This is a genomic window from Comamonas brasiliensis (assembly GCF_018292285.1).
GTDB classification, from domain to species: Bacteria; Pseudomonadota; Gammaproteobacteria; order Burkholderiales; family Burkholderiaceae_C; genus Comamonas; species Comamonas brasiliensis.
Map to the genome: position 1 here is coordinate 598,120 of NZ_JAANES010000003.1, position 25,120 is coordinate 623,239.

At 61.6% G+C, this 25,120-nt stretch carries 24 protein-coding genes; 14 read left to right on the forward strand and 10 right to left on the reverse strand.

Annotated elements, in window-relative coordinates:
- Positions 1–57 precede the first annotated feature (57 nt).
- Positions 58–399, reverse strand: coding sequence for an iron donor protein CyaY (gene cyaY, locus DJFAAGMI_RS15425; RefSeq protein WP_003058729.1), 342 nt, complete (start codon positions 397–399; stop codon positions 58–60).
- A gap of 12 nt (positions 400–411) precedes the next feature.
- Between cyaY and lptM the strand changes: the two genes are divergently transcribed.
- Together lptM and DJFAAGMI_RS15435 are read left to right on the forward strand one after the other, a co-directional pair.
- A complete protein-coding gene (gene lptM / locus DJFAAGMI_RS15430; RefSeq protein ID WP_211457779.1) occupies positions 412–663 on the forward strand; it encodes an LPS translocon maturation chaperone LptM in 252 nt (83 codons plus the stop codon).
- A 74-nt stretch (positions 664–737) separates the two neighbouring features.
- A complete protein-coding gene (locus tag DJFAAGMI_RS15435) occupies positions 738–1,553 on the forward strand; it encodes an oxygen-binding di-iron domain-containing protein (protein ID WP_211457780.1) in 816 nt (271 codons plus the stop codon).
- On the opposite strand, the gene DJFAAGMI_RS15440 is transcribed toward DJFAAGMI_RS15435, so the two are convergent.
- From DJFAAGMI_RS15440 to DJFAAGMI_RS15460, 5 genes are all read right to left on the reverse strand, one after another.
- Positions 1,529–2,149 carry a protein-methionine-sulfoxide reductase heme-binding subunit MsrQ gene (locus DJFAAGMI_RS15440; RefSeq protein WP_211457781.1) on the reverse strand — a complete coding sequence of 207 codons (621 nt, stop codon included), beginning with the start codon at positions 2,147–2,149 and terminating at the stop codon, positions 1,529–1,531. The two genes, DJFAAGMI_RS15435 and DJFAAGMI_RS15440, sit on opposite strands and share 25 nt — an antisense overlap.
- Positions 2,149–3,141: a protein-methionine-sulfoxide reductase catalytic subunit MsrP gene (gene msrP, locus DJFAAGMI_RS15445; protein ID WP_211457782.1), complete on the reverse strand. Its 993-nt coding sequence runs from the start codon at positions 3,139–3,141 to the stop codon at positions 2,149–2,151. Before msrP ends, DJFAAGMI_RS15440 begins: the two co-directional genes overlap by 1 nt.
- A 194-nt stretch (positions 3,142–3,335) precedes the next feature.
- Positions 3,336–4,670, reverse strand: a complete 1,335-nt coding sequence (gene ccsB, locus DJFAAGMI_RS15450; protein WP_043003569.1) for a c-type cytochrome biogenesis protein CcsB — start codon at positions 4,668–4,670, stop codon at positions 3,336–3,338.
- Positions 4,667–6,844, reverse strand: coding sequence for a cytochrome c biogenesis protein ResB (locus DJFAAGMI_RS15455; protein ID WP_211457783.1), 2,178 nt, complete (start codon positions 6,842–6,844; stop codon positions 4,667–4,669). Before DJFAAGMI_RS15455 ends, ccsB begins: the two co-directional genes overlap by 4 nt.
- 130 nt (positions 6,845–6,974) lie before the next feature.
- Entirely contained in the window at positions 6,975–7,598 is a 624-nt protein-coding gene (locus DJFAAGMI_RS15460; protein WP_211457784.1) for a c-type cytochrome, read from the reverse strand.
- A 77-nt stretch (positions 7,599–7,675) separates the two neighbouring features.
- Between DJFAAGMI_RS15460 and yihA the strand changes: the two genes are divergently transcribed.
- Both yihA and DJFAAGMI_RS15470 read left to right on the forward strand, forming a co-directional pair.
- Entirely contained in the window at positions 7,676–8,446 is a 771-nt protein-coding gene (yihA, locus tag DJFAAGMI_RS15465) for a ribosome biogenesis GTP-binding protein YihA/YsxC (protein WP_249334348.1), read from the forward strand.
- A 44-nt stretch (positions 8,447–8,490) separates the two neighbouring features.
- Positions 8,491–9,408 carry an alpha/beta fold hydrolase gene (locus DJFAAGMI_RS15470; protein WP_211457785.1) on the forward strand — a complete coding sequence of 306 codons (918 nt, stop codon included), beginning with the start codon at positions 8,491–8,493 and terminating at the stop codon, positions 9,406–9,408.
- A 51-nt stretch (positions 9,409–9,459) separates the two neighbouring features.
- Here the strand turns inward: DJFAAGMI_RS15470 and DJFAAGMI_RS15475 are convergent, their stop codons facing one another.
- Together DJFAAGMI_RS15475 and DJFAAGMI_RS15480 are read right to left on the reverse strand one after the other, a co-directional pair.
- Positions 9,460–10,341 (reverse strand): lysophospholipid acyltransferase family protein, encoded by an 882-nt coding sequence (locus DJFAAGMI_RS15475; protein ID WP_211457786.1) that lies wholly within the window; start codon positions 10,339–10,341, stop codon positions 9,460–9,462.
- On the reverse strand, positions 10,338–11,189 hold the full coding sequence (locus DJFAAGMI_RS15480; RefSeq protein ID WP_211457787.1) for a lysophospholipid acyltransferase family protein: 852 nt from the start codon (positions 11,187–11,189) through the stop codon (positions 10,338–10,340). Before DJFAAGMI_RS15480 ends, DJFAAGMI_RS15475 begins: the two co-directional genes overlap by 4 nt.
- Positions 11,190–11,315: 126 nt before the next feature.
- Between DJFAAGMI_RS15480 and metK the strand changes: the two genes are divergently transcribed.
- Both metK and DJFAAGMI_RS15490 read left to right on the forward strand, forming a co-directional pair.
- The gene (metK, locus tag DJFAAGMI_RS15485; protein WP_003061970.1) at positions 11,316–12,503 is read left to right on the forward strand and encodes a methionine adenosyltransferase; all 1,188 of its coding nucleotides are present in this window, start codon (positions 11,316–11,318) and stop codon (positions 12,501–12,503) included.
- A 191-nt stretch (positions 12,504–12,694) separates the two neighbouring features.
- Positions 12,695–12,868 (forward strand): DUF1328 domain-containing protein, encoded by a 174-nt coding sequence (locus tag DJFAAGMI_RS15490; RefSeq protein WP_003058756.1) that lies wholly within the window; start codon positions 12,695–12,697, stop codon positions 12,866–12,868.
- Between the two features lie 72 nt (positions 12,869–12,940).
- Here the strand turns inward: DJFAAGMI_RS15490 and DJFAAGMI_RS15495 are convergent, their stop codons facing one another.
- Positions 12,941–13,624, reverse strand: a complete 684-nt coding sequence (locus DJFAAGMI_RS15495) for an NUDIX hydrolase (protein WP_211457788.1) — start codon at positions 13,622–13,624, stop codon at positions 12,941–12,943.
- Positions 13,625–13,746: 122 nt separating this feature from the next.
- On the opposite strand from DJFAAGMI_RS15495, the gene DJFAAGMI_RS15500 reads away from it, so the two are divergent.
- From DJFAAGMI_RS15500 to DJFAAGMI_RS15525, 6 genes are all read left to right on the forward strand, one after another.
- Positions 13,747–14,595, forward strand: a complete 849-nt coding sequence (locus DJFAAGMI_RS15500; protein WP_211457789.1) for a cysteine hydrolase family protein — start codon at positions 13,747–13,749, stop codon at positions 14,593–14,595.
- Positions 14,596–14,662: 67 nt separating this feature from the next.
- Complete coding sequence (gene pncB, locus DJFAAGMI_RS15505; RefSeq protein WP_211457790.1) at positions 14,663–15,868, forward strand: nicotinate phosphoribosyltransferase; 1,206 nt, start codon at positions 14,663–14,665, stop codon at positions 15,866–15,868.
- Positions 15,869–15,884: 16 nt separating this feature from the next.
- Positions 15,885–17,588: an NAD+ synthase gene (locus DJFAAGMI_RS15510; RefSeq protein ID WP_211457791.1), complete on the forward strand. Its 1,704-nt coding sequence runs from the start codon at positions 15,885–15,887 to the stop codon at positions 17,586–17,588.
- A gap of 219 nt (positions 17,589–17,807) precedes the next feature.
- The gene (locus DJFAAGMI_RS15515; RefSeq protein ID WP_211457792.1) at positions 17,808–18,968 is read left to right on the forward strand and encodes a bifunctional nicotinamide-nucleotide adenylyltransferase/Nudix hydroxylase; all 1,161 of its coding nucleotides are present in this window, start codon (positions 17,808–17,810) and stop codon (positions 18,966–18,968) included.
- Positions 18,969–19,033: 65 nt separating this feature from the next.
- Positions 19,034–19,522 carry a GNAT family N-acetyltransferase gene (locus DJFAAGMI_RS15520; RefSeq protein WP_211457793.1) on the forward strand — a complete coding sequence of 163 codons (489 nt, stop codon included), beginning with the start codon at positions 19,034–19,036 and terminating at the stop codon, positions 19,520–19,522.
- Between the two features lie 194 nt (positions 19,523–19,716).
- Complete coding sequence (locus DJFAAGMI_RS15525) at positions 19,717–20,055, forward strand: H-NS histone family protein (RefSeq protein WP_043003578.1); 339 nt, start codon at positions 19,717–19,719, stop codon at positions 20,053–20,055.
- Between the two features lie 14 nt (positions 20,056–20,069).
- On the opposite strand, the gene DJFAAGMI_RS15530 is transcribed toward DJFAAGMI_RS15525, so the two are convergent.
- Complete coding sequence (locus tag DJFAAGMI_RS15530; protein WP_211457794.1) at positions 20,070–22,697, reverse strand: chemotaxis protein CheW; 2,628 nt, start codon at positions 22,695–22,697, stop codon at positions 20,070–20,072.
- 261 nt (positions 22,698–22,958) lie between these two features.
- Here DJFAAGMI_RS15530 and groES point away from each other — a divergent pair, with 261 nt between their 5' ends.
- Both groES and groL read left to right on the forward strand, forming a co-directional pair.
- A complete protein-coding gene (gene groES, locus DJFAAGMI_RS15535; RefSeq protein WP_003058782.1) occupies positions 22,959–23,249 on the forward strand; it encodes a co-chaperone GroES in 291 nt (96 codons plus the stop codon).
- Between the two features lie 92 nt (positions 23,250–23,341).
- Positions 23,342–24,985, forward strand: a complete 1,644-nt coding sequence (gene groL, locus DJFAAGMI_RS15540) for a chaperonin GroEL (protein WP_019043013.1) — start codon at positions 23,342–23,344, stop codon at positions 24,983–24,985.
- Positions 24,986–25,120: the final 135 nt, after the last annotated feature.

Here is a 25,120-nt window from a genome sequence, read left to right on the forward strand (position 1 = left end):
GCAAAAAGCCTGCCTCTCATCGAGGCAGGCTTTTTTTTATGCCAGCGCCCTGAATGCTCAGGCCAGAGCCTTGAACTCCAGCGCCATGCCAGACTGCTCGCTCGCGTATTGCGTCAGGTTGGCAAAGAACTCGCCAGCACCCTTGGTGTCCAGCCAGACCTTCTTGTCTTCGTCAAAGCGATAGTGAAAGCCGCCAGCCTTGGCCGCCAGCCAGATTTCATGCAAGGGCTTTTGCTGGTTGATGACAATCTGGCTGCGATTGGCAAATACCAGTGTCACCATGCCCCCCACGCGCTGGGCATCAAGGTCGGCATCGGTTTCGTCATCAATGCGGTCGCAGCATTTCTCCACAGCCAGCAGAAGTTGGTCGGCGCGGTCCAGATATTCAAGGTCAGTCATTACAATTTGCCCATGTTGAAAGCCAACCAAATTCTAGTCAGGAGCATTGCCCTTGCGGCTTGTGCGGCGTCCCTCGCAGCACTTTCGGCCTGTGGACAAAAAGGCCCGCTCTATCTGCCCACCGATCCTGCCGCCCAGGGCCGTGCCACGCTGCCCGAAACGCTGGGCATTTCCAGCAAGCCCTCCACCACAGAAACACCTGCGACCCAAACCAAGCCGCCGATCGAGGCCGGCGAGACGGGCCAGACCGATGCCAAGCCCTGAGGCTTGATGCACATCAACATGTCGCCCAGGCTTACTCTCTAGAGTGACGGCATCTTGTCCTTTGACAAACCGTCATGTCCATTGAGCTCTATCGCGACAAAAACCACATCTGTCTGATGTTCACCGACCTCATCGAGGAGGACGGCCAGGCCATTCAGGCCAATCAGTTCCTGATTGTGGACCACGGCACGGGAGCCATCATCGATCCCGGCGGCAACCTGGCTTTCAACGAGCTGTTCATGGGCATGTCGCGGCATTTCCCGCCGCAAAAGCTCGCCTATCTGATTGCCTCGCATGCCGACCCGGACATCATTGCCTCGCTGGACCGCTGGATGAGCAGCACGCGCGCGCAACTGGTCATCTCGCGCATCTGGGAGCGCTTTGCACCGCACTTCACCAAGGTGGGCAAGACGGAAAACCGCGTCATCGGCGTGCCCGATGCGGGCGGGCGCCTGCCCTTGGGCCATAGCGAACTGGTGCTGCTGCCCGCGCACTTCCTGCATGCCGAGGGCAACTTCCACTTCTACGACCCGATCAGCAAGATTCTGTTCACCGGCGACCTCGGCGTATCCCTGACCACCGGCGCAGAAGCCCAGAAGCCCGTTACCGACCTCGCCCCGCATATCGCACGCATGGAAGGCTTTCACCGTCGCTACATGGTCTCCAACAAGATTCTGCGGCTGTGGGTGCAGATGGCGCGCCAGCTCCAAATCGACATGATCGTGCCCCAGCATGGCGCTCCCATCATGGGCAAGCAGGCGATCGGCGATCTGTTCAATTGGCTCGAAGGCCTGCAATGCGGCATCGACCTGTTCGAGCAGGATGCCTACCGGCTTCCTTCGGCGCAGATCGACCCGGTCTCGCGTCAGCTGCGTACCGCAGCCGGCTGACGGCTCCTGAAAGCGCGCACCACTCGCCAGCCCAGCAAGGCTCCGAGAATGGCGGCATAGACCGCAACCTCTGCAAAATTGTTCTTGCCGGCGCGCATCCAGAAGAAATGCAGCAAGGCCAGTGGCACCGCCACATAGACTGCGCGGTGCAACCACTGCCAGCGCTTGCCGCCCAGGGCCCTGAGCATGAACTTTGGCGAGGTGACCGCCAACACCAGCAGCAGCAGCCAGGTGCTGAAACCCACCAGAATAAACGGACGCTTGGGGATATCGGCCACGATATCGCCCCAGTCCAGCCCCATGTCGAACCAGGCATAGCAAAGCAGGTGCAGACAGGCGTAGAAGAACACATACAGACCCAGCATGCGCCGGTAACGCACCAGCAGATTCCAGCCGCTGATCTGGCGCAGCGGTGTCACCGCCAGCACGATGCAGAGAAAACGCAGAGTCCAGTCGCCCGTGCTGCGCAGCAGGGCTTCGGCCGGATTGGCCCCCAGCCCGTCGGTGAACGCCGCATAGAACAGCCATGCGCAAGGCAGCAGGCACAGCGTGAAGACCAGTGGCTTGGCCCAGGGCTTGAGCAACCAGGCCTGCATCAGTAGAACTTCTTCAGATCCATGCCCGCATACAGCGACGCCACCTGATCGCCATAGCCGTTGAACAGCAGGGTCTTGCGTCGCTTGGCGAACAGCCCGCCCTCGCCGATGCGCCGCTCGGTGGCCTGGCTCCAGCGCGGATGATCGACCTCGGGATTCACATTTGAATAAAAGCCGTACTCGTTGCGTGCCGCCTTGTTCCAGGCGGTGCCGGGCTCCTTGTCGGTCAGGCGGATTGCCACCAGCGACTTGGCACTCTTGAATCCATATTTCCAGGGCACGACCAGGCGCAGCGGCGCACCATTCTGGTTGGGCAGGACCTCGCCGTACATGCCGAAGGCCAGCAGCGTCAGCGGGTGAATGGCCTCATCCAGCCGCAAGCCTTCGGTATAGGGCCAGTCCAGCACGCCGCTTCTGAGTCCGGGCATCTGGGCCTTGTCAGCCAGGGTGACGAATTCCACATACTTGGCGCCGGAGAGCGGCTGCACTTTCCTAAGCAGCTCGGACAGCGAGTAGCCCACCCAGGGAATGACCATGGACCAGCCCTCCACGCAGCGCAGGCGGTAGATGCGCTCCTCCATGGGCGCGAGCTTGAGCAGGCTGTCGATGTCCAGGGTCTGCGGCTTCTGCACCAGACCTTCGATGCGCACCGTCCAGGGCCGGGTCTTGAGCGTGTGTGCATTGCGTGCGGGCTCGTCCTTGTCCAGACCGAACTCGTAGTAGTTGTTGTAGCTGGTCACGTCCTGGTAGCTGGTGGTCGCCTCCACGGTCATGGCGCCCGCCACCTTGCTGGCCACGCCCTTCAGTGCGGGTAGATGCACGCGATCGGCCGCAGCCAGCGCATCACGGCCGGCCCAGCCTGCCAAGGTCGCGCCCGCAGCGCCCATGGCCAGGGTCTGCAGAAAATCCCGGCGCTGCAGGTATTGGGTCCGAGGCGTGATCTCGCTGCCCAGTGGATGTTCAAAGCCTTGGTTGCGGTGACGTATCAGCATAGGAATGCTCCCAAACGACGATCAAGAGTAGTGCGATTTGGAAGCCCCCTGCGTCAGCAAAGTTCCTCCGAACTTCTGAATAAAAAAGGAGCTGCTTGCGCTTGTTGATCAAGGATTTCAGACTGTTTTCAACCTGAAATCCTTATTCAATCAGCGCAAGCAGCTCCTGTTTTGTGGAGTGCCTGGTGCGAGGCCTACAGCTCGCCGTAGCTGTGCAGGCCCGACAGAAACATGTTCACGCCCAGGAAGGCAAAGGTAGTGACGGCCAGACCCGCCAGCGCCCACCAGGCGGACACCGTGCCGCGCAGGCCCTTCATCAGGCGCATATGCAGCCAGGCCGCATAGTTGAGCCAGACGATCAGCGCCCAGGTTTCCTTGGGGTCCCAGCTCCAATAGCCGCCCCAGGCCTCGGCCGCCCAGAGTGCACCGAGCACGGTGGCGATGGTGAAGAAGGCAAAGCCTACGGCGATGGCCTTGTACATCACGTCGTCCAGAATTTCGAACGAGGGCAGACGGGCCGCAATGCGCTTGCGCGAGAGCAGGATGCCGGCCACGATCAGGGCCGAAATGCCGAAGTACACCATCCAGTAGCTGCCGCCGTTCTCGGTCGCGCCCTTGCGAAAGACGATGGGCTCGAAGCACAGGACCACGCCCAGCAGCCACAGCGGCGCAAGCTTGTACCACTTGGTCTCGGTGGCCTGCTGCTTGATCAGATAGGCGAACGCCACCATGGCCGACAGCGCAAACGTGCCGTAGCCGATGAAGTTGGCGGGCACATGCAGCTTCATCCACCAGCTCTTGAGGGCAGGCACCAGGGGCTGAATCTCATGGGCCTGACGCACCAGCGTGTACCAGAGCAGAAAGCCCACGGCCGCGCTGACCACCAGCATTACAAAGCCGCCCAGGGCGCGCGTGTCGTAATGCTGCTCGTAGTACAGATAGAAGATGGCCGTCATCCAGCAGAACATGACGAACACTTCGTAGAGATTGCTGACGGGGATATGGCCGATGTCCGGGCCCAGCAGATAGCTCTCGTACCAGCGCACCATGGTGCCGATCAGCGCCATCGCGACGGCCAGCCAGGCCAGGCGCGAACCCAGCAGCGACATGACCGAGCGCTCGCCCTTGGCGAACACGCCGATCCAGTAGAAAGCCGTGCTGATGAAGAACACCATGCTCATCCACAGGATGGCGGACTGGCTGGAGAGGAAGTACTTCAGGCCGAAGACGGTCTCCGAGCGCGCCAGCTCGCCGCCATCCGCTCCCTGATAAAGACCGATAGCCAGGAGCGAGCATCCCGCCACGCTCAGCATCAGCACTGCCAGCGGGCGCCAGAACCAGCCCAGCCAGATCATGGCAGGGATGGTCGCCAGCAAAATGCCCTTCTCATACACATCCATATAGGCGGCATAGCGCTGCAGCGCATAGCCCAGGCCCACGGCCACCACGACCGCGAACAACCAGTCAAACCAGTTGCGGCGGGCGAAATAGCCTTCATTCAAAGTCAATGTCGTGGTTGCGGTGTTCATACAGAACCTCCGGGAGTCTTCTTTTGTAAGGGCTTGGCCCCGATCAGCTTGTCGGCCAGCATGGCGAACTCGCGGTCGCCATCCATGGTCTTGCGGTTGGTGGACAAGGCCATGTTCGCATGGCTGCCACCATTCGCAGGGGTCAGCCAGATCCAGATACGGCGGTCACGCACGTACAGCATGGCAAAAACGCCGATGATCAGGAAGAGGCAACCGAGGTAAACAATGTTTTTACCAGGAGCGCGTGCCACCTGGAACACGCTGGCCTGGACCTGCTTGAAGTCCTGCAGCATGAAGACCACGGGCGCCGGGTAGAACTGCGCATCGCTGAGCGAGAACACCGATTGCGTCATGAAGGCCTGGGTCTTCTCGTCGTTCTCGAAAGGCTTGAGTCCCGCCTGCTGGCGCACCTGCTGGGCCAGCTCGAACAACACGCCGTTCAGAATCCGCACCAGCACCTCGCCGGCGCGCTCGCGCTCGGCCTCGGGCACGTTGCTGTCCATGAAGCCCGATATCGCCTGCAGGCCACCGAGCTGACGGCCGTCGGGAGCCTTGAGCTTGCTGTCCTGACCGGCGAACAGCTCCAGCGCCTTGAGCGCAGACTGCGTCAGCGGCTCGGCCAGTTCGGGCTTGGAGACATCGACCGCCCGCTGCACATAGGCGCGCGCCGCCTTTTCGGCCTGGGTCTTGTTCTGCATGGCCTGACGCAGCTGCATGAAGGTGTTCATCGTGCCCTCGGGGTCGGCAGGCACGCGCAGATAGCGCATCTGGTCGGCCTGGTTCTCACGCACGCCAAGCAGGAATACGGGCTGGCCGTCGCCCGTGTCCACGGGCAGCATGTAATTCTGGAACTCGCGCGCCTGACCCGAGGCATCGCGCAGCTTGTAGCCCACGCTGGGGCCGATATTGCGCAAATCCTTCTTGTCCGTGGTCTTGTGGGCTGCACCCAGGCGCTCATCAATGGCCTGTCTCAGATCGACCTTGCGCACATCGGTGCCCGCGCCCTTGTCCTGGCCACCGAAGTTCTCCACATTGATGGTGCGCAGCGCCGTGTACTCCAGCGTCACCTTGTCCTGCTGGCCATCGGCCAGCTTGCGCACGAACTCGGTGGAGTTGCCGATCACGCCCTCCACGTCGAAGGGCTGGGAGACGCCATCCATGGGCACTGCATGCAGCTTGACGCTGGAGCCGCCGTCATCGAAGCTGCTCTGGTAGATCTCGATGCCCTTGTAGCTGGCCGGATGGTTCACCTCCACGCGCTTTTCCAGCTTCTCGCCGGTGGCGCGGTCATGAATCACGATCTCGCTGGCAAACAGCTTGGGCATGCCGGTGGAGTAGTACTCCACGATGAATTTCTTCAATTCCACCGAAAATGGCAGATCTTGCAGCAAGATGCCGTCCGATTGATTCAGGATGGCCGTACCGGACTGCGTACCTTCGGAGACCATGAGGTTGCCGCGGAAGGTCGGATTCTTGATGGACAGACGGTGCTCGGGCGCCACGTCCGAGATCATGCCGCCGCCGGTGTAAGGTGTTTTGCCGCCCAGCAGCATCTGGGCTCGCACGATGAGGTCGCCGTCGAACAGCCCGCCGATACAGATCAGCACGATTGCGCAATGCGCGGCGATATAGCCCAGCTTGTTGGCCGCACCGGCCTTGGCAGCCAGCATCCAGCCGGTGCCGGGCCCGGCCGCCGTGTCGCGCTGCTGCATCTTGACCTTCCAGCCGCCAGATACCAGTTGCTGGCCGAGGCGCTTGGCCGCCTCTTCGGTACTGCCCGCCACATCGGCCTCGGCGCGATGATGGAATGCCTTGAGGCTTTGTTCGCGGAGGTTTTCCTTGTAATTGCGGATATCGGCCAGATATTTGGGAGCATGGCGGCTCACGCAGAGCGAAGTGCTGATGACCAGAAACGTCAGAATCAGCAAAAACCACCAGGCGCTGTAGACCGCATTGAGCTTGAGCGCCAGAAACAGCTGCGCCCAGAAGGGGCCGAACTGGTTGACATAGTTGACCAGCGGTTCATGTTGCTTGAGCACCGTGCCGATGACCGATGCGATGCAGATCACCGTGAGCAGTGAAATCGCAAAGCGCATGGAGGCCAGCAACTCCAGAGTCGCGCGCACTGCCTGTGAGCGAGAGGAGTCACGATCGCGAAGTGGAAGGTCTGACATGGGGATGAGATAGAGCCGAACGCAAAAAGGCGGGCCATCTGCTGAACTAGCCGATGGGCCCGCCTGACTTGGGGGGTGCCAGATGCCTGAAAGTTCCCGGAGTCACCCGCGCATCTGGTGAAAAGGATTTTTAACGCAAGCCAGCTATATAGTCTGCCACGGCCTTGATTTCGCGATCATTAAGCTTGGCAGCAACCTGGGCCATGGGAATGCTATTGCTGCGCTTGCCGTCGCGAAAGTCCGTCAACGACTTCACGGTATATTCAGCATGCTGACCCGACAGACGCGGGTACTGGGCCGGAATGCCGGAACCGTTGGGGCTGTGGCAACCCGCGCAGGCGGCAATCTGGCGCTCCTGAATGCCGCCGCGGAAAATGCGCTCACCCAGGGCGATGGAGTCCTTGTCCTTGGAGAAGCCGTTCTTGGGCACCTGGGTATGCAGCCAGGCCGCGATATTCTGCATATCGCCATCGCTGAGCGTGGAGGCAAAGCCCTTCATCACCGGGTCGTTGCGCTTGCCGTCCTTGAACTCGCGCAGTTGCTTGACCAGATACTCGGGGTGCTGGCCTGCGAGCTTGGGCTGCAGAGGAATGGTGGAATTGCCGTCTGCGGCATGGCAGGCGACGCAAACCGCCCCATAACTGGCTTGCCCTTTGGCAGCATCCGCCTTGACAGGTGTTTCTCCCGCTGAAAATGCGGGGAAGGCAGGTGCTGCGAAAATGGCAGCAGTCAGCAAAGAGGCAAGCAACTTCATATCAAGGGGCTGGGTCTATTGTTGAGAGCGCGAATCCGTCAAATTCTACAATGGGCCTCCCTGAAATAGTTACCGTCATGACCCATGCTTCCCCGGATACCACTGCCGGAAAAACACTTTCTTTGATCGACAGCAAGCTTGCGATGGGCTGGATGCACACCGCACGCTTTTTTACGACCGCAGCCCAGCTCAATCAGCTGCCCAAGGTCGAGGTTCCCGAGATCGCCTTCGTCGGTCGCTCCAATGCTGGCAAGTCCACCGCCATCAATACCCTGACCCAGCAAAAGCAGTTGGCCTTCGCCTCCAAGAAGCCCGGCCGCACCCAGCACATCAACCTGTTTTCGCTGGGCAAGCAGGGCGTGACCGATGCCGTGCTGGCCGACTTGCCCGGCTATGGTTACGCGGCGGTCTCCCGCACCGACAAGGAGCGCTGGCAGCGCGTCATGCTCAACTATCTGATGAGCCGCGAAAGCCTCTCCGCCGTGGTGCTGCTGTGCGACCCGCGCCTGGGCCTGACCGAACTCGACGAAGCCCTGCTGGACGCCATCCGTCCTCGCGTGGAGCAAGGTCTGAAGTTCCTCATCGTGCTGACCAAGGCCGACAAGCTGACCCGCGCCGAGCAGGCCAAGATCCTGTCCATCACCAAGCTCAATGCGGGCGGTGGCGAGGTGCGCCTGTTCTCCGCCCTCAAAAAGCAGGGCGTGGACGATGTGGCCCAGTTGCTGTGGCACTGGTGCCACCCCGAGGGATTGCCCCAGGCAGGTTTGCCCCAGGCGGGAATGCCCCAGGCTGCTCCCGTCACCCAAGCGACGCCCGCTGACGAAACGCCTGCGCAAAATCAGCCATAGGCGCTTATCTTGCAAGCGCCAGAAGCTACAAAAAGGAGAGCTTCATGGTCATGACTTGCACGCATACCCTGTCCACAGGGGTTGAACTGGAATGCCGTACCAGCGGCGAACCGGGTCAGCCCCTGTTGCTGTTTCTGCACGGCTTTCCCGAAGGCGCCTTCATCTGGGATGCGCTGCTTGCGCAATTCGGCAGCCGCTATCGCTGCGTGGCCCCCAATCTGCGCGGTTATGGCCACTCCAGCCAGCCCACGGCCATCAGCGACTACCGCGCCAAATACCTGGTGGAGGATCTGGCCGCCCTGATTGCGCTGGAAAGCGCCGACAAGCGCGCTGCCTGCGTGATTGCCCATGACTGGGGCGGCGCCGTGGCCTGGGGCCTGGCCAACCGCTACCCGCAGCAGCTCGAGCGGCTGCTGATACTCAACTCCCCGCATCCGGGCAGCTTCTTGCGGGAGCTGCAGTCCAACCCGGTGCAGCAGTCCGCCAGCCAGTACATGCATTTCCTGCGCCGACCCGATGCGCCCGAGCTGCTGGCCGAAAACGGCTGGCAGCGCATGCTGGGATTCTTTCAGAACCCAGACGGCAGCACGCCCGCATGGCTGACACCCGAGCGCAAGCAGCAATACCGCGAGCATTGGGATCTGGGCGTGCACGGCGCCTGCATGTTCTACGCGGCCAGCCCGCTGGTGCCGCCCCGCCCCGGCGGCAGCGCCGATGAACTGCAGGACATTCGCGAACTCAGCCTGCCCGATGAAATGCTGCACATTCCTGTGCCGGTGCGCATTCTCTGGGGCGACAGCGACCTGGCACTGCAACCCGCTTTGCTGCATGGGCTGGAGCGATGGGTGCCACAGCTGGAGATAGAGCATCTCCGGGGCTGCAGCCACTGGGTGGTCCATGAGAGGCCCGAGGCTGTGCAGCGCGCCCTGACCGAGTTTCTTCAGACGCCAGTGCGCTCCTGAAAAGGAAGCTCCTGGCGCCCAGCCATCATGGCATGGAGAACGATCTGCCGCCTATTTCCCGGAGTACAGCGATGGCTCGCCGTCCGGGCGTGTCTTGAAGCGTTTGTGCACCCAGTAATACTGCGGAACCATGGTCATGATGGCGGCCTGCAACTCGCGGTTCATGCGGGCGGTGTCGGCCACATGGTCGTCCGTCGGGAAGTTCTCCCAGGCCGGCGTCAGCTCCGCCACATAGCCCTCAGGCGTCATGCGGTTGTAAAGCGCCACCACCTTGGCCTTGCCCAGGCGCGCAAAGCGCGAAAGCGAGGGAATGGTGGCCGTGTCCTGGACCGCGAAAAAGGGCACGAACACCGAGTCGTTCTTGCCATAGTCCATGTCGGGCAGCAGATACAGCAGCCCGCCCTTGCGCAGGCACTGGATGATGGGTTTGACGCCATCTGCACGGTTGAGCATCTTCACATTGCCGAAGCGCTGGCGGCCATTCATGAACCAGCGATCCAGGTCCGGATCGGGATTGGTGGCGAAGATGGAAGTGAACTCGCGTTCGGTATTGAGCGGCAGAGCCAGGCCACCGGCATCCATGCTGTAGAAATGCGGCGCGAAGACGATGGTGGGCGTATCGCCCTCCAGCTCATGCGTGGCCCCGACCAACTTGACACGGCTGCGCACCAGCTCCTCGGAGCCGAACCACAGCCAGCTTCTGTCGAGAAAGGTTTGGCAAAAGACTTCAAAAGACTCCTTCGCCCAGGCTTTGCGCTGTGCCTCAGGCACATCGGGAAAGCACAGCTCGAAGTTGCGCAGCGCGATGCGCCGACGCTGGCCCGCCACCACAAACAGCACACGTCCCACAACCTTGCCCAGCCCGCGCAGCAGGGGCAGCGGCAGCTTGGCCAGCACATGCATGCAGCCGATGGCGATCTTGCTGGCACTCATGCCTTCTCCCCCGAGATTTGCTTGTCTTCACGCGGCTGCTTGTAGCGGCCGTAGCCCCACAGGTATTGTTGCGGAGACTGGCGGATGGTGGTTTCCATGGCGCGGTTGATCAGCGCCACGGTGGCTTCCAGCGATTGAGATTCGGGCACAGGCAATTCCTCTAGATACAGCGTATAGCCCCGCCCCCAGGACTTGCGCTCGCACCGAGCCACGATGACCGTGGCCCCGGTTTGCAGCACCAGTCGCGCTGCCAATGTCATCGTATACGCATCGCGGCCGAAAAAAGGCGACCAGATGCCCAGCCCGTTGGGCGGAACCTGATCGGGCAGCAAACCCACGGCAGCGCCCTGGCGCAGGGCCTTGATCATCTGACGCACGCCCGCCAAGGTGGTGGGAACGGCCTGGACGCCGGGACGATTGCGCGCGGTTTCCAGAATTTCGGCCAGCCAGTCCTGGCGTGCGGGGCGGTAGAGCACGGTGATTGCGCCATGCCGATCCGACCAGCGCCGCGCTGCGGCCTGCACCGACATCTCGAAGCAGCCCAGATGTGGCGTGAGAAACACAATGCCCTTGCCACGCGCATAGGCCTGCTCGACCACGGCTTCGTTGACGATGTCGCATTCCGGCAACTGACCCAGCCAGATGCGCGGCATCTCGAACACCATGCGCCCCGCGTGTCCCACCGCAGCCCTGACCTGCGCAAAGGCATAGCCGGCCTGTGCGGCATTGGCTGCAAATCGGCGCCGATAGGTGGGAGATAGCGCCCAGGTCACCCATCCCATGGCAGCGCCAAGGCCATGCAATAGCCATAAAGGCAGTGCAGCAAACAGTCGAAACAGGGAAGGCATTAGAATAGCGGGGTCGCTGAGTTAAAGAGCAACTTGCAGGGCGACGTAAAAACAAAACTGCTAAAGCGTTCGCCAGACTTCGAAGCTCGGGCAACGCAATTGCCCAAGCAACAAGGAGTTATATCAATGGCGAACAGCGATTTTCTGTTTACCTCGGAATCGGTTTCTGAAGGCCACCCCGACAAGGTTGCCGACCAGATCTCTGACGCGATTCTGGACGCTATTTTCACCCAAGACCCGCACAGCCGCGTGGCTGCCGAGACACTGACCAACACCGGTCTGGTGGTATTGGCCGGTGAAATCACCACCGGTGCGAATGTGGACTACATCCAGGTCGCACGCGACACCATCAAGCGCATCGGCTACGACAACACCGAATACGGCATCGACTACAAGGGTTGCTCGGTGCTCGTCGCCTACGACAAGCAAAGCCAGGACATCGCCCAGGGCGTGGACAAGGCCAGCGATGACGAGCTGAATACCGGGGCTGGCGACCAGGGCCTGATGTTCGGCTACGCCTGCGACGAAACGCCCGAGCTGATGCCCGCGCCCATCTATTACGCGCACCGTTTGATGGAACGCCAGGCCCAGCTGCGCAAGGATGGCCGTCTGCCTTTCCTGCGCCCGGACGCCAAGAGCCAGGTGACCCTGCGCTATGTGGACGGCAAGCCCCACAGCATCGACACCGTGGTGCTGTCCACACAGCACAGCCCCGATCAGTCGGAAACGGCAACCAAGATGAAGGCATCGTTCACCGAAGCCATCATCGAAGAGATCATCAAGCCCGTGCTGCCCTCCGAGTGGCTGCTGGACACCAAGTACCTGATCAACCCCACCGGCCGATTCGTCGTGGGCGGACCTCAGGGCGACTGCGGCCTGACCGGTCGCAAGATCATTGTGGACACCTACGGCGGTGCCTGCCCCCATGGCGGCGGTGCGTTCTCCGGCAAGGATCCAACCAAGGTGGACCGCTCGGCTGCCTATGCCGCCCGCTATGTGGCCAAGAACGTGGTGGCTGCCGGTCTGGCGCGCCAGTGCCAGGTGCAGGTTGCCTACGCCATCGGCGTGGCCCGCCCCATGAACATCACCGTGTACACCGAAGGCACAGGCGTGATTCCCGATGCGGAAATCGCCAAGCTGGTGGCCGCGCATTTCGACCTGCGCCCCAAGGGCATCATCCAGATGCTGGATCTGCTGCGCCCCATCTACAGCAAAACCGCCGCTTATGGTCACTTCGGCCGCGAAGAGCCCGAGTTCACCTGGGAACGCACCGACAAGGCAGCTTTGCTGCGTGCCGCTGCCGGTCTGAAGTGATTCAGGCCCCCCGCAAAACGGGTCTGAGGATCTGAGGGCTTGCCCCCAGCCTCGTCAAGAAGCCACCGCGAACCATTGCGGTGGCTTTTTTGTTGTCGGATCAAGCCGACAAGGATTTCCCCCAAATGAGCACCGCGAGCATGCGCCTGGCGACTTAGGCTTGAAACATCGCTTCAGACAAAGGAGTTCCGATGCTCAAGTGGGCCATTATTTTTGCCATCATTTCCCTGGTGGCCGGTGTTTTCGGCTTCACCGGCGTAGCCGCAGGTGCAGCCGGCATAGCCAAGATCCTGTTCTTTATTTTCATTGCCGTTGCCGTGATCTTCGTGGTTCTGGCCCTGCTGGGCATTGGCGCAGTCAGCTAGTCGACACCGCCGGACCCGAAACACCAACCCAAATGCCTGCCTTGCGCAGGCATTTTTTCATGTGGAACGGACTTAAAGCCCCCGGGCAGTCAGCGCCAGCGTCTGGCTGAAGCCGGGCTTGGCCCGGTAAAGCTGGGCGGGCCGGTGCGCTCCGCCACCCTGCATGGCCCCAGGCACGGGCTCCAGCCAGTCCATCTCATCCATCTTGCGCCTGAAGCTGACCTTGTTCAGCGGCTCGCCCAGAATGTTTTCATAGACCTGCTGCAGCTGCGGCAGCGTGAAGGTTTCGCCGCACAGATGCACGGGCAAGGAGGAATACAGGCTTTTGCTGCGCACTCGCTCCAGGGCGGCATCCAGAATGGCCCGGTGATCGAACGGCAGCTGCGGCAGGGCCGAGAGCGGCACCACGCTGATGTCGGCGCAATCGGGCGGCAGGTTCTGCACGGGCAGCAGAGCGCAATAGGCGATTGCCACCGACCAGCCGCGCGGATCGCGTGCCGGGCCGCTGAAAGTAGCCAGTTGCTCAAGATAGGCACCTTCTATGCCTACCTTGGTTCTGAGCACGCGCGCCGCACTGGCCTTGGCGTCCGCATCCTCATCGGTATGAATGAAGCCGCCTGGCAAGGCCCACACCCCGGCAAAAGGTGCAGCCTGACGACGCAGCAGCACGGCATGCAGTTGCTGCTCCACCAGGGTCAGCAGCACCACATCCACACTGACCTGCACCGCTTCCCTGCGCTCATCGCTTTGATTCATTTTTTTACCAACTTCGTTTTTCTTGGCTGATTATTTCATACGAGCTCAAAAATACTTAGTTGCAAAAATATTTTAAGTGTTTTAGACTGCAGACATTGCATCTCGCAGGAAAGCTGAACACCATGAGTCATCCACAAACCCAGCTGCTCATCATTGACCCGCAAAACGACTTCTGCGATCTGCCTGCCGACTGGTGCCCCCGCTCACCAGACACTCATCAGCAGATGGCGCCCAGTCTTCCGGTGACAGGTGCTCATGCCGATATGCAGCGCCTGAGCAGTTGGATGGCAGCCCAGGGAGACAAGCTGGGCCAGATCACCATCACTCTGGACTCGCACCAGGCTTATGACATTGCCCATCCCGCCTTCTGGCAACAGCGCGATGGCCGTGCCGTCCTGCCATTCACCCCGATCACGGCAGCGCAGGTCCATGCCGGCGACTATGCACCGCGCAACGCTGCCGAACGCGAACGCACGCTGCAATACCTGGATCAGCTGGAGGCCCAAGGCAGCTACACCCTGATGGTCTGGCCGCTGCACTGCGAGATCGGCAGCTGGGGCCATGGCATGCATGCCGGCGTGCTCGCGGCCTGCCGCCAGTGGCAGAAGCTGCAGCACCGTGCCACCCGCCATGTCTTCAAGGGCATGAACCCCTGGACCGAGCACTACAGCGCCATTCGCGCCGAGGTGCCCGATCCGCAGGACGACGAAACCGGACTCAACACTGCCTTGCTGGCCCAGTTGCGCCAGAGCAGCACCCTGGTGATCGCGGGCGAGGCCAGCAGCCACTGCGTTCGCGCCACCACCGAGCACATCGTGGAGCACTGGGGCAGCAGCGACTACTCGCGCATCGTGCTGCTGACGGACTGCATGAGCCCGGTCGCCGGATTCGAGGCCGCGCACCGCGACTTCCTGCAACGCATGCGTGCAACCGGTGTACGCTGCGAAACCAGCGCCAGCTTTGGCTTATGAGACAAATCAGCCTCTAGCGCCCATGGATAAAGCGCTAGCAGCTCATATTTTTGAAAAGAAGAACGGCATGAAGCCCATCATCACCAGCCTGCTGGACACCGACCTCTACAAATTCACGATGTGGCAGGCCATGCTGCACCGCCACCCCCAGACCGAGGCCGAGTACGAATTTGTCTGCCGCACGCCCACCGCCTTCCCTCTGGCCGAGCTGCTGCCCGAGGTGGAGCGCGAGCTGGACGCCCTGTGCAGTCTGCGCTTTGACCAGGGCGAGCTGGACTATCTGGCAGGTCTGCGCTTCATGAAGAGCGACTTCATCGACTTTCTGCGCATCTTCCAGTTCCAGCGTGCCTTCATCCGCGCCTGGGCCGAGGGCGACCGGCTCCATATCGTCGCCAAGGGCCCGCAAGTTCATGTGATGGGCTTCGAGATCTATGTGCTGGCCATCGTCAACGAACTGTACTTCCGCCGCTTCGATGCCGAGGCCGCCCTGGTCGAAGGCCGCAAGCGCCTGCAGGTCAAGCTGGCCCAGCTCAAGCACTTGGCTGTCGAGGCCAAGCTGCACAACCCCTTCGAGCTGTTTGACTTCGGCGTGCGCCGCCGCTTCTCGGGAGCCTGGCAGCGCGAGGTGGTGCAGGCCTTTGCCCAGGAGACCGCGCAGTGGTTCAAGGGCACCTCCAATGTGCTGCTGGCGCGCGACCTGAACCTGGTGCCCATCGGCACCATGGCCCATGAGTATCTGCAGACCTATCAGGCCCTGGGCGTGCGCCTGCGCGACTTCCAGGTAGCCGCCCTCGAGGACTGGGTGCAGGAATACCGCGGCGACCTCGGTATCGCCCTGACCGATACCGTGGGCATGGACGCCTTTCTGGCCGACTTCGACATGTACTTCGCCAAGCTGTTCGACGGCCTGCGTCATGACTCCGGCGATCCGTTCGAATGGGGCGAGAAGGCCATTGCTCACTATGACCAGCTGCGCATTGCCCCGCAGAGCAAGCGCCTGGTGTTCTCGGACGGACTGGACCTGGACACGGCCCTGGCGCTCTATCACCGCTTTGCCGATCGCATCCAGTGCGGCTTCGGCATAGGCACGCGACTGACCAATGACATGGGACTGACCACGATCAACATCGTGATGAAGCTGACCCATGCCAACGGCCAGCCCGTGGCCAAGATTTCGGACTCGCCCGGCAAGACGCTGTGCAACGACGAGACCTATCTGGCCTATCTGCGCCAGGTCTTCAACATCCCTGAGCCTGCTGCCAAGGCAGCCTGAATCTTCGGAGGCAACCATGCTGAAAGTCACCCTCGCCCAGCTCAACTACATGGTGGGCGACATCAGCGGCAATATCCGCCGCATGAGAGAGGCCGCAACCAGGGCCGCGGCCGAGCAGGCCGACCTGGTGGTGTTTTCGGAACTGTCGCTGTGCGGCTACTACCCAGGCGACCTGCTGGACGAGCCCAGCTTTCTGCAAAGGCTGGATGCTGGTCTGCAGGAGCTGCTGCAGGCCACGCGCCAGTTCCCCGATCTGCACTGGGTCGTGGGCGCACCCACGCGCCACGATGGCCCCGGCAAACCGCTGCACAACAGCCTGCTGGTGCTCAAGAACGGACAGATTCGCCTGCAGTACGATAAGCAACTGCTGCCCACCTACAACATCTTTGACGAGCGCCGCCACTTCGAGCCCGGAGCCGACACGGCCAAGGTGCTGCGCGTGGGCAACTGCCAGGTGGGCTTTCTGGTCTGCGAGGACGGCTGGAACGACCAGGGTGCCGACTACGCCACCAACCCCTTTGTGCGCATGGGCGATGCGGCCCCCGATCTGGTCATCAGCATCAACGCCAGCCCCAGCCACCTGGGCAAGCGCGAGCAGCGCCACGAGGTCTTCACCCAGGCGGCGGCACGTCACAAGCTGGCCATCCTCTATATCAACCAGATCGGCGGCCAGGATCAGATCGTGTTCGACGGCGCCTCGTTTGCCGTGGAGCCCGAGGCGGGGCTGGTGTTTGAAGCCAGGCGCTTCGAGGAAGATGTCTACACGCTGGAGTTGAATGCGCAGGGCCGGTTTCAGGCCTGCGACGGCACTGCCTTGCCAGCCGTGCCGACGCAAGGCCTGGCCACCATGGAGTTCTACCGTCAGCAGATCGTGCTGGGCCTGCGCGACTATGCGCGCCGCTGCGGCTTCAAGCAGGTGGTGGTGGGCAGCTCGGGCGGCATCGATTCGGCATTGACGCTGGCCCTGGCTGTCGATGCCCTGGGAGCGGAGAATGTGGTCGGCATCACCATGCCGTCCAGCTATTCCTCGGCCGGCTCGGTCGACGACTCCGTGCTGCTGTGTCGCAATCTGGGCATCAGACTCTACGAGCATCCGATCAAGGAACTGGTCACCACCTATGCGCGCCAGTTCGAGGCCAGCTTTGGCGAACCGCTCAAGGGCCTGGCACTGGAGAATCTGCAGGCCCGCGCACGCGGCACCACGCTGATGGAGTTTTCCAATGCCTTCGGCCATCTGCTGCTGACCACGGGCAACAAATCCGAAGTCTCGGTGGGCTACTGCACCCTGTATGGCGACACCAACGGCGGCCTGGGCCTGCTCGGCGATCTGTACAAGACCGAGGTCTTCGAGCTGTCACGCCATATCAACCGCCATGCGGGCCGCGAGCTGATCCCGCAGGCCATCATCGACAAGCCGCCTTCGGCCGAACTGGCTCCCGGCCAGAAGGATGAGGACAGCCTGCCGCCCTACGCCGTGCTCGACGAGATTCTCAAATGGCATATCGAGGGCCAGCACCTGTCCAGCAAGGAATATGCGCAGGCCGCGGCCTTTGTGGATAGGCTGCGCACAGAAGCCGGTGGCCCCGAGACCATTGCCCGCGTGCAGAAGCTGGTGTTCCGCAGCGAATACAAGCGCCGCCAGGCTCCGCCCATGCTCAGAGTACGCCCACGGGCCTTTGGCACGGGCCGGCAGATGCCGATTGCGGCACACTACGAATAGCAATGCCCGGCATCTGCTTGAGACAAGCTGGCAACGCCTTGCAGCACCTTGGGTGCGGCCGAGCGCTTGGCGGCTTGTCTCGAATGCCGACTTTGGCCGTACCGGGCCTGATTAAACATTAAAAAGTGAGCTAATTCTGCTTACCCAGTAAGCGTTTGGCACGCTTTTTACCCATATTTTGCCCTTGCGGGCGCCGATTTCTGTACGGGTTTCGCTCTCATGCCTCAAGCCAGTCCCAACACCTCCAGCAAGCGTGTCATCGCCGCCGCACCCGAGACCCTGCCCACCTCGGTGCCTCTGCATACTGCCGTGCTGATCGGCCGCTTCCAGCCTCTGCACAACGGCCATATGGCCTTGCTGCACGCCGCACTGGAGCGGGCTCGCCAGGTCGTGGTGGTGCTGGGCAGCGCCTGGCAGGCACCCAACCCCAAAAACCCGTTCAGCTGGCAGGAGCGCGCGCAGATGCTGCGCAATGCGCTATCGAAAGAGGATGCCGAGCGCGTACGCTGCGTTCCCGTGCGCGACTATTACAACGAGCCGCTGTGGGTGCATGCCGTGCGCGAAGCCGTGCAGGCCCATGTGCCCGAAGGCGCGAGCGTGGCACTGGTCGGACATTTCAAGGACTCCAGCAGCAGCTATCTGGCACGCTTTCCGGGCTGGGAGCTGATCAGCCTGCCGCGCCTGGGTCAGTTTGACGCCACGCCACTGCGCGAAATCTTCTTCGGTGAAGGCGACGCCTCGCCCGAAACCATGGATGCGGCTCTGGCCAGGCTTTCCTCCCAGATGCCCGAGAGCACGCTGGACTTTTTGCGCCGCTGGGCCCAGACACCGCTGTATCTGCGCCTGCAAAAAGAATGGCATATGTTGCAGGACTACAAGCGGGCCTGGGCCAAGGCGCCTTATGCACCGGTGTTCGTCACCGTGGATGCGCTGCTGCGCTGCCGTGCCAAAGGCCAGGATCAGGTGCTGCTGATCCAGCGCGGCCATGCTCCAGGCCAGGGCCTGTGGGCGCTGCCCGGCGGCTTTCTGGAGCAACGTGACAGCCTCTGGCAATCCTGCATGCGCGAGCTGCGTGAAGAAACCTGCTCTTCCATCAGCGAGGCCGACCTGCTGGCAGCCCTGCAGGCCGTGCAGGTCTTCGATCACCCAGACCGCAGCCTGCGCGGGCGTACCATTACCCATGTGCACTATCTGGATCTGGGCGTGCAGCCCAGCCTGCCCCCGGTACAGGGCGCGGACGACGCTGCCCTGGCCCGCTGGGTGCCGATTGCCGATCTGCCCCGCATGGAGGCCGAGTTCTTCGAGGACCATTTCCAGATCCTGTGCCAGTTCCTGCCCGTGACTCTGGCTCAGAACGAGCCCGAGCGCCAGGTCGCCTGATACACAAAACCATAGCTTCAAGCGCTTTACCATCAAGCGCTGGAGCCACTTTTTCCTGATATTTAATGAGCCAGCTCCATATCCGCCCCGCCACCGAGCAAGACATCGACCTGATCTTGCACTTTGTGCGCGAACTCGCCATTTATGAAAAGGCCGAGCATGAGGTCAAGGCCACGCCCGACCATGTGCGTCGCACGCTGTTCTGCGCCAACCCAGCCGTCTTCGGCCTGATCTGCGAGATTGACGGCCAGCCCGTGGGCTTTGCCGTGTACTTCTTCAACTATTCCACCTGGCAGGGCCAGCACGGCCTGTACCTGGAAGACCTGTACATCACGCCTGACGCACGTGGCCACGGCGCCGGCAAGGCCCTGCTCCAGCATCTGGCCCGAGTTGCCATGGAAAAGGACTGCGGCCGCTTTGAATGGAGTTGCCTGGACTGGAACACGCCCTCCATCAAGTTCTATGACAGCCTGGGCGCCCTGCCGCAGACCGAGTGGATCCGCTATCGCATGAGCGGCTCGGCCCTGCAGGCCATGGCTGCTGGCGACAAATAGGACTGAGCTGCAGGCCGGATCATCCAGAGTGATGTGTGTAGACCTTCAAAATGATGCGCACCCCTTTTCAGATTGAGTGTACGCAACATCAACAATGCGGCGCGTTCGCGCTTGCGCCAAAATGAATGGTTTTGCAAAACAATAACAAAGGCGGCAATCAGTGCTGACCTTTCACACTATCTCTGGAATCCAGAATGCCAAGCTATCAAGAACTCATCGCTCAGAAAAGTGCGCTGGACAAGCGCATCGAAGAAGCGCGCAGCACCGAAGCCAAGGAAGCCCTGGCCACCGTCAAGCAACTGATCGCCACCTTCGGCTTTACCTCTCAGCAGGTCTTCCCCTGGAAGCCTGAAGAAAAGAAAAAGGTCGAGGCCAGGTACTACGACCCCGAAAGCGGCGCGACCTGGACCGGCCGCGGCAAGCCTCCGAAGTGGATCGAAGGCAAGGACCGCAGCCAGTACGAAATCAAGACCACGCCTACCGTGGACTTCAGCGCCCCTCGCGACGAAAAGAACCCGTTCCCGGTTCAGTAAACGGCCGGGCCCGTTCAGCCCCCAGCGGCCTGCTCCGTCGGCAGCGGCGCCTTGAGCATGCGCACCAAGGCTGTCACGTTCAGGCACTGGATGAGCAGATCTCCGTCATTGGCACGGATCAAGCGATCCACCAGTTGATCTGCCGCCCCCGCCATTGCAGGCGCCAGTCGCAACTGCCCGCTCTCGAAGCGCACCACGCCTTCGAGATCGCTGACCAGCACGCCCAGCTTGAGCCCCTGGTGCTCCAGCACGATCACCTGGCTTTGCGCCGTCCTGGTCACGGGCTTGCCAAAGAGCATTGCTCCCAGATCAAAGACCCAGACATAGCCAGCCACGACTCCCTGGCTGCGCCGCGCCAACGTTCCCACGCAGTGCGGCAAGCGACCGGCTGAAACGGGGGCGATGGCCGAGGCACTCTGGGCCTCGAGCACGCAGGCCGCATCGACGGCAAGCACGCTGCGCCCCACAAAAAAAGTCGCCATCTCCATACCCAATGCGCTGCCCTGACTGGCCGCCGCCAGGCCTTGCACCCTGGTATTGCGGCGACCGACAGCCGCCTGGGCATCGTCCTGCACGGCACCAAAAGCCTGCACGGACAGCGCAAGCACCTCTTCGCGATAGCCGTCGCTGCGTTTGAACTCCCGGTAGCCGCTACCCGCCGTGATCGCCACCACGCAGTACTGACCTTGGTACACCATGGCACGGGCCATGCTCTGGCCTGGCGCCAAGGCCAGCATCTGCGGCGGCAGATCCAGCCGCATGCCCGGCTGCAGCTGCACATCCGAGGAGGACATGACCATGCCTGATCGGTTCAGATAAGCCACCTGTCTGCTGGTTGCGCCTCCTGCCTGCACGCCGGTCACGCCTTCCAGCATGGCCTTGAACTCACGCTGTGCATGAAACACCAGGCCGATCCCGCCCAGCACCATCCCGTCGACGTTGCGTATGGCCGCGTGATAGACATAGGTCGGGCCATCATCCTCGTGCTGCACACAGGGCCTCCATGGAGACACGTGATAGGCCTGGGTCCCTGCCAGCGCCAGGACCTGATGCAGGCTGTCCGCCTCTATATGGCTGCCCAGCAGCTCGTGGCTCTCAGCCTGCCCTCTATGGCTGACGGCCACGACTTTGCCGCGAGCGTCGTAGACCATGATTTGCTGGTAGACCGTATAGAGATCGTGAATGCCGGTGAGCAACCCGCACACCTCGCTCACCAGATCCCCCGCCTTCTCCCCCAGGGCCAGGGCTTCCAGCAAATCGGACAGCTGCGGCGTCAGTGCCCACCAGCGGCAGTCGTTGGCGCGCTCGTAGAGATTGCGATCCAGCAGATCCACCAGCAGACTCGTCAGCAGGCTGTTGTCCCGCAGTGCGGTATTGAGCACCGTGCCATAGAGCGCATCAATGGATTGGGAGAAGACCTCGTTCGTCCGCGCCCCCGTCTCGCCAATCTGCTCCAGCACGGCTTGCAGCCGCGTGTTGTCCATCTGCTTGCCTGCAGTCATCACCCGCCCGTTCCAGACCACACGGCGTATGGTGTCCGCCGCGCTGTGGATGGCGTGCAGGGGCGGGCAGAAACGATGTGCATGCGTCAGCAGACCCTGAGCCACCGCGGCATCCAGCCCATCCAGACCCGCTTGCGATTGAAGACCGAAGGCCAGCTCCAGCGGCGTCATGATCTGCGCTCGCCAGCCCTTGGGGCCCATATAGCCTTGATAGCCTGCCGATGCCGCAGACTGCACCAGATAGGTGCGTCCCCCATGCACATGCAGCACGCTCGCACCATCACGGTGAGGCTGCACATTCGCGCCCACACCAATCCAGTGCAGATCGCTGCTGGCCAGCACCTGACCCTGCTCATCCAGCAGCAGGGCGATGCTGGTCTGCGCCTCTGGTGCGCCACTGCCGTCGACCTGGTCGCGTCCGCTCCAGATGCCTTGCATCTCACCGTCGAAGTCAAAGCACAGGCACAGCACGCCCATGGCTTGCCGGTTGATGGGGTCCAGCATGCGATGCGCATAGATCAGACCGCTGTCATGGCCCGGCAGCAGGTCGGTGGCACCAAAGCTCTGCACAAAGCCAGGGCTTTGCAGCGCACGGGCAATCAACGCATCCCGGCATGGCTGATCTGTGGCCTGACTCCTCTCGCGCGCACTCGCTCGCACCCTGCCCTCGGCATCCAGCAGCAGAATGTCCGCATAGACCGTGTATTTACTCCGATACGCCTGCAGACGCTGGGTGATGGCTGCCTCATCGCCATCCAGCCCAGCCATGAAACCGCACAGCACGGCATCGGTCGCCAGAAACCCCACATCGGCCGTGCGCTCGTAGAGATTGCGCACCAGGGTATCGATCAGATGCTGTGCCTGACTGGACAGCCCTGCCGTCACTCCAGCCACCGCCTGCATGACCATGGAGCGCACCAGATCCTGCTCCAGCCGCTCGAAGCCGCCACGCGTGGCGGCCATCATGGGCAACAAGGCCTGAGCTTCCTGAGGGCAATTCATCTTGGCGGAGGACTCTATGAGCCGCCACATCAGATTCAGCTCTCTGAGCGAACTCTCGCAGCGCCCGACTTGGCGCATATGAGGAATGAAGACGTCTGTCTGCAGCAGATCCTGGGCGCGCTGCGCCGGGGCAGTCATGGTTTCTAGAGGCATGTTCTGGCAGAGCAAAAGCCAGGCCTATTTGTAAAAACACGTTACACATGACCCAGAACAAACCCTGCTCCTTGAGCAATTTGCCCTCTGATCGGCTGGGGGGAGGTCTTGAAAGCTCGGGAAATTGCCTTATTATTAGCACTCGATGGGGTTGAGTGCTAACAGCTTGACCCTAGATATTCCGAATGTCGGCCAGGATGGCTGGCAAGTCTTGTTTCAACTTTGTTGATGTATTTAGGAGTTGGTATGAACCTGCGTCCCCTGCACGATCGCGTGATCGTCAAGCGCCTCGAAAACGAAACCAAGACAGCCTCGGGCATCGTGCTCCCTGATGCTGCCACCGAGAAGCCTGACCAAGGTGAAGTGCTGGCTGTGGGTCCCGGCAAGCGCAATGACAAGGGCGAACTGATCGCCCTGAACGTGAAGGTCGGCGACCGCGTTCTGTTCGGCAAGTACTCTGGCCAAACCGTGAAGATCCACGGCGACGAGCTGCTGGTCATGAAGGAAGACGACCTGTTCGCAGTCGTCGAGAAGTAATCCTTCCCGAACACCTCCCCTATTCATAGCTGCCGGCGATTGATTGATAAGCGCTGGCAGAACATTTGAACCCCATTCTTTAGGAGCCAAAAATGGCAGCAAAAGACGTAGTTTTCGGCGGTGAAGCACGTGCACGCATGGTTGAAGGCGTGAACATTCTGGCTAACGCAGTCAAGGTTACCCTGGGCCCCAAGGGTCGCAATGTGGTGCTGGAGCGCTCCTTCGGCGCCCCCACCGTGACCAAGGACGGCGTGTCCGTGGCCAAGGAAATCGAACTCAAGGACAAGCTGCAGAACATGGGCGCCCAGCTCGTGAAGGAAGTGGCCTCCAAGACCAACGACATCGCTGGTGACGGCACGACCACCGCTACCGTGCTGGCCCAGGCCATCGTGCGCGAAGGCTCCAAGTACGTGGCTTCCGGCCTGAACCCCATGGATCTGAAGCGCGGCATCGACAAGGCTGTCGCAGCCCTGGTGGAAGAGCTGAAGAAGCAATCCAAGGCCACTACCACCTCCAAGGAAATCGCCCAAGTCGGCTCGATCTCCGCCAACTCCGACGAATCCGTGGGCAAGATCATTGCCGACGCGATGGACAAGGTCGGCAAGGAAGGCGTGATCACGGTTGAAGAAGGCAAGTCGCTGGACAACGAACTCGACGTCGTCGAAGGCATGCAGTTCGACCGCGGTTACCTGTCGCCCTACTTCATCAACAACCCCGAAAAGCAAGCCGCTGTTCTGGACAACCCCTTCGTGCTGCTGTTCGACAAGAAGATCAGCAACATCCGCGACCTGCTGCCCACACTGGAAGCTGTAGCCAAGGCCGGCCGTCCTCTGCTGATCATTGCCGAAGACGTCGAAGGCGAAGCCCTGGCAACTCTGGTGGTGAACACCATCCGCGGCATCCTGAAGGTGGTGGCCGTGAAGGCACCTGGCTTCGGCGACCGCCGCAAGGCCATGCTGGAAGACATCGCCATCCTGACTGGCGGCAAGGTCATCGCTGAAGAAGTGGGCCTGTCGCTGGAAAAGGTGACCCTGGAAGACCTGGGCCAAGCCCAACGCGTCGAAATCGGCAAGGAAAACACCACCATCATCGACGGTGCTGGCCAAGCTGCTGAAATCGAAGCCCGCGTCAAGCAAATCCGCGCTCAGATCGAAGAAGCGACCAGCGACTATGACCGTGAAAAGCTGCAAGAGCGCGTGGCCAAGCTGGCCGGCGGTGTTGCCGTGATCAAGGTTGGCGCTGCCACCGAAGTCGAAATGAAGGAAAAGAAGGCCCGCGTGGAAGACGCCCTGCACGCTACCCGCGCTGCTGTGGAAGAAGGCATCGTGGCCGGCGGTGGCGTGGCCCTGCTGCGCGCCAAGCAAGCCGTTGGCGCCCTGGCTACCGGCAATGCCGAACAAGACGCTGGTATCAAGCTGGTGCTCAAGGCTATCGAAGCCCCTCTGCGCGAAATCGTGGCCAACGCCGGTGGCGAGCCTTCGGTGGTCGTGAACGCCGTGCTGAACGGCTCCGGCAACTACGGCTTCAACGCTGCCAACGACAGCTACGGCGACATGCTGGAAATGGGTATCCTGGATCCCACCAAGGTGACTCGCACTGCTCTGCAGAATGCCGCTTCCGTGGCTTCCCTGCTGCTGACCACCGAGTGCATGATCGCTGAAGCCCCCAAGGCTGATGCAGCTCCTGCCATGCCCGACATGGGCGGCATGGGTGGCATGGGTGGCATGGGCATGTAATTGCTCTGCTGCTACCGGGTGGTCTGCACCATCCGGTTTTGCGCAAAAGAAAAGGCCGCATCTGCGGCCTTTTCTTTTGTGTCGCGCTTCACGAGCTGCTCGGCTCCGGACACAAAAAAGCCAGCCGATATCGGC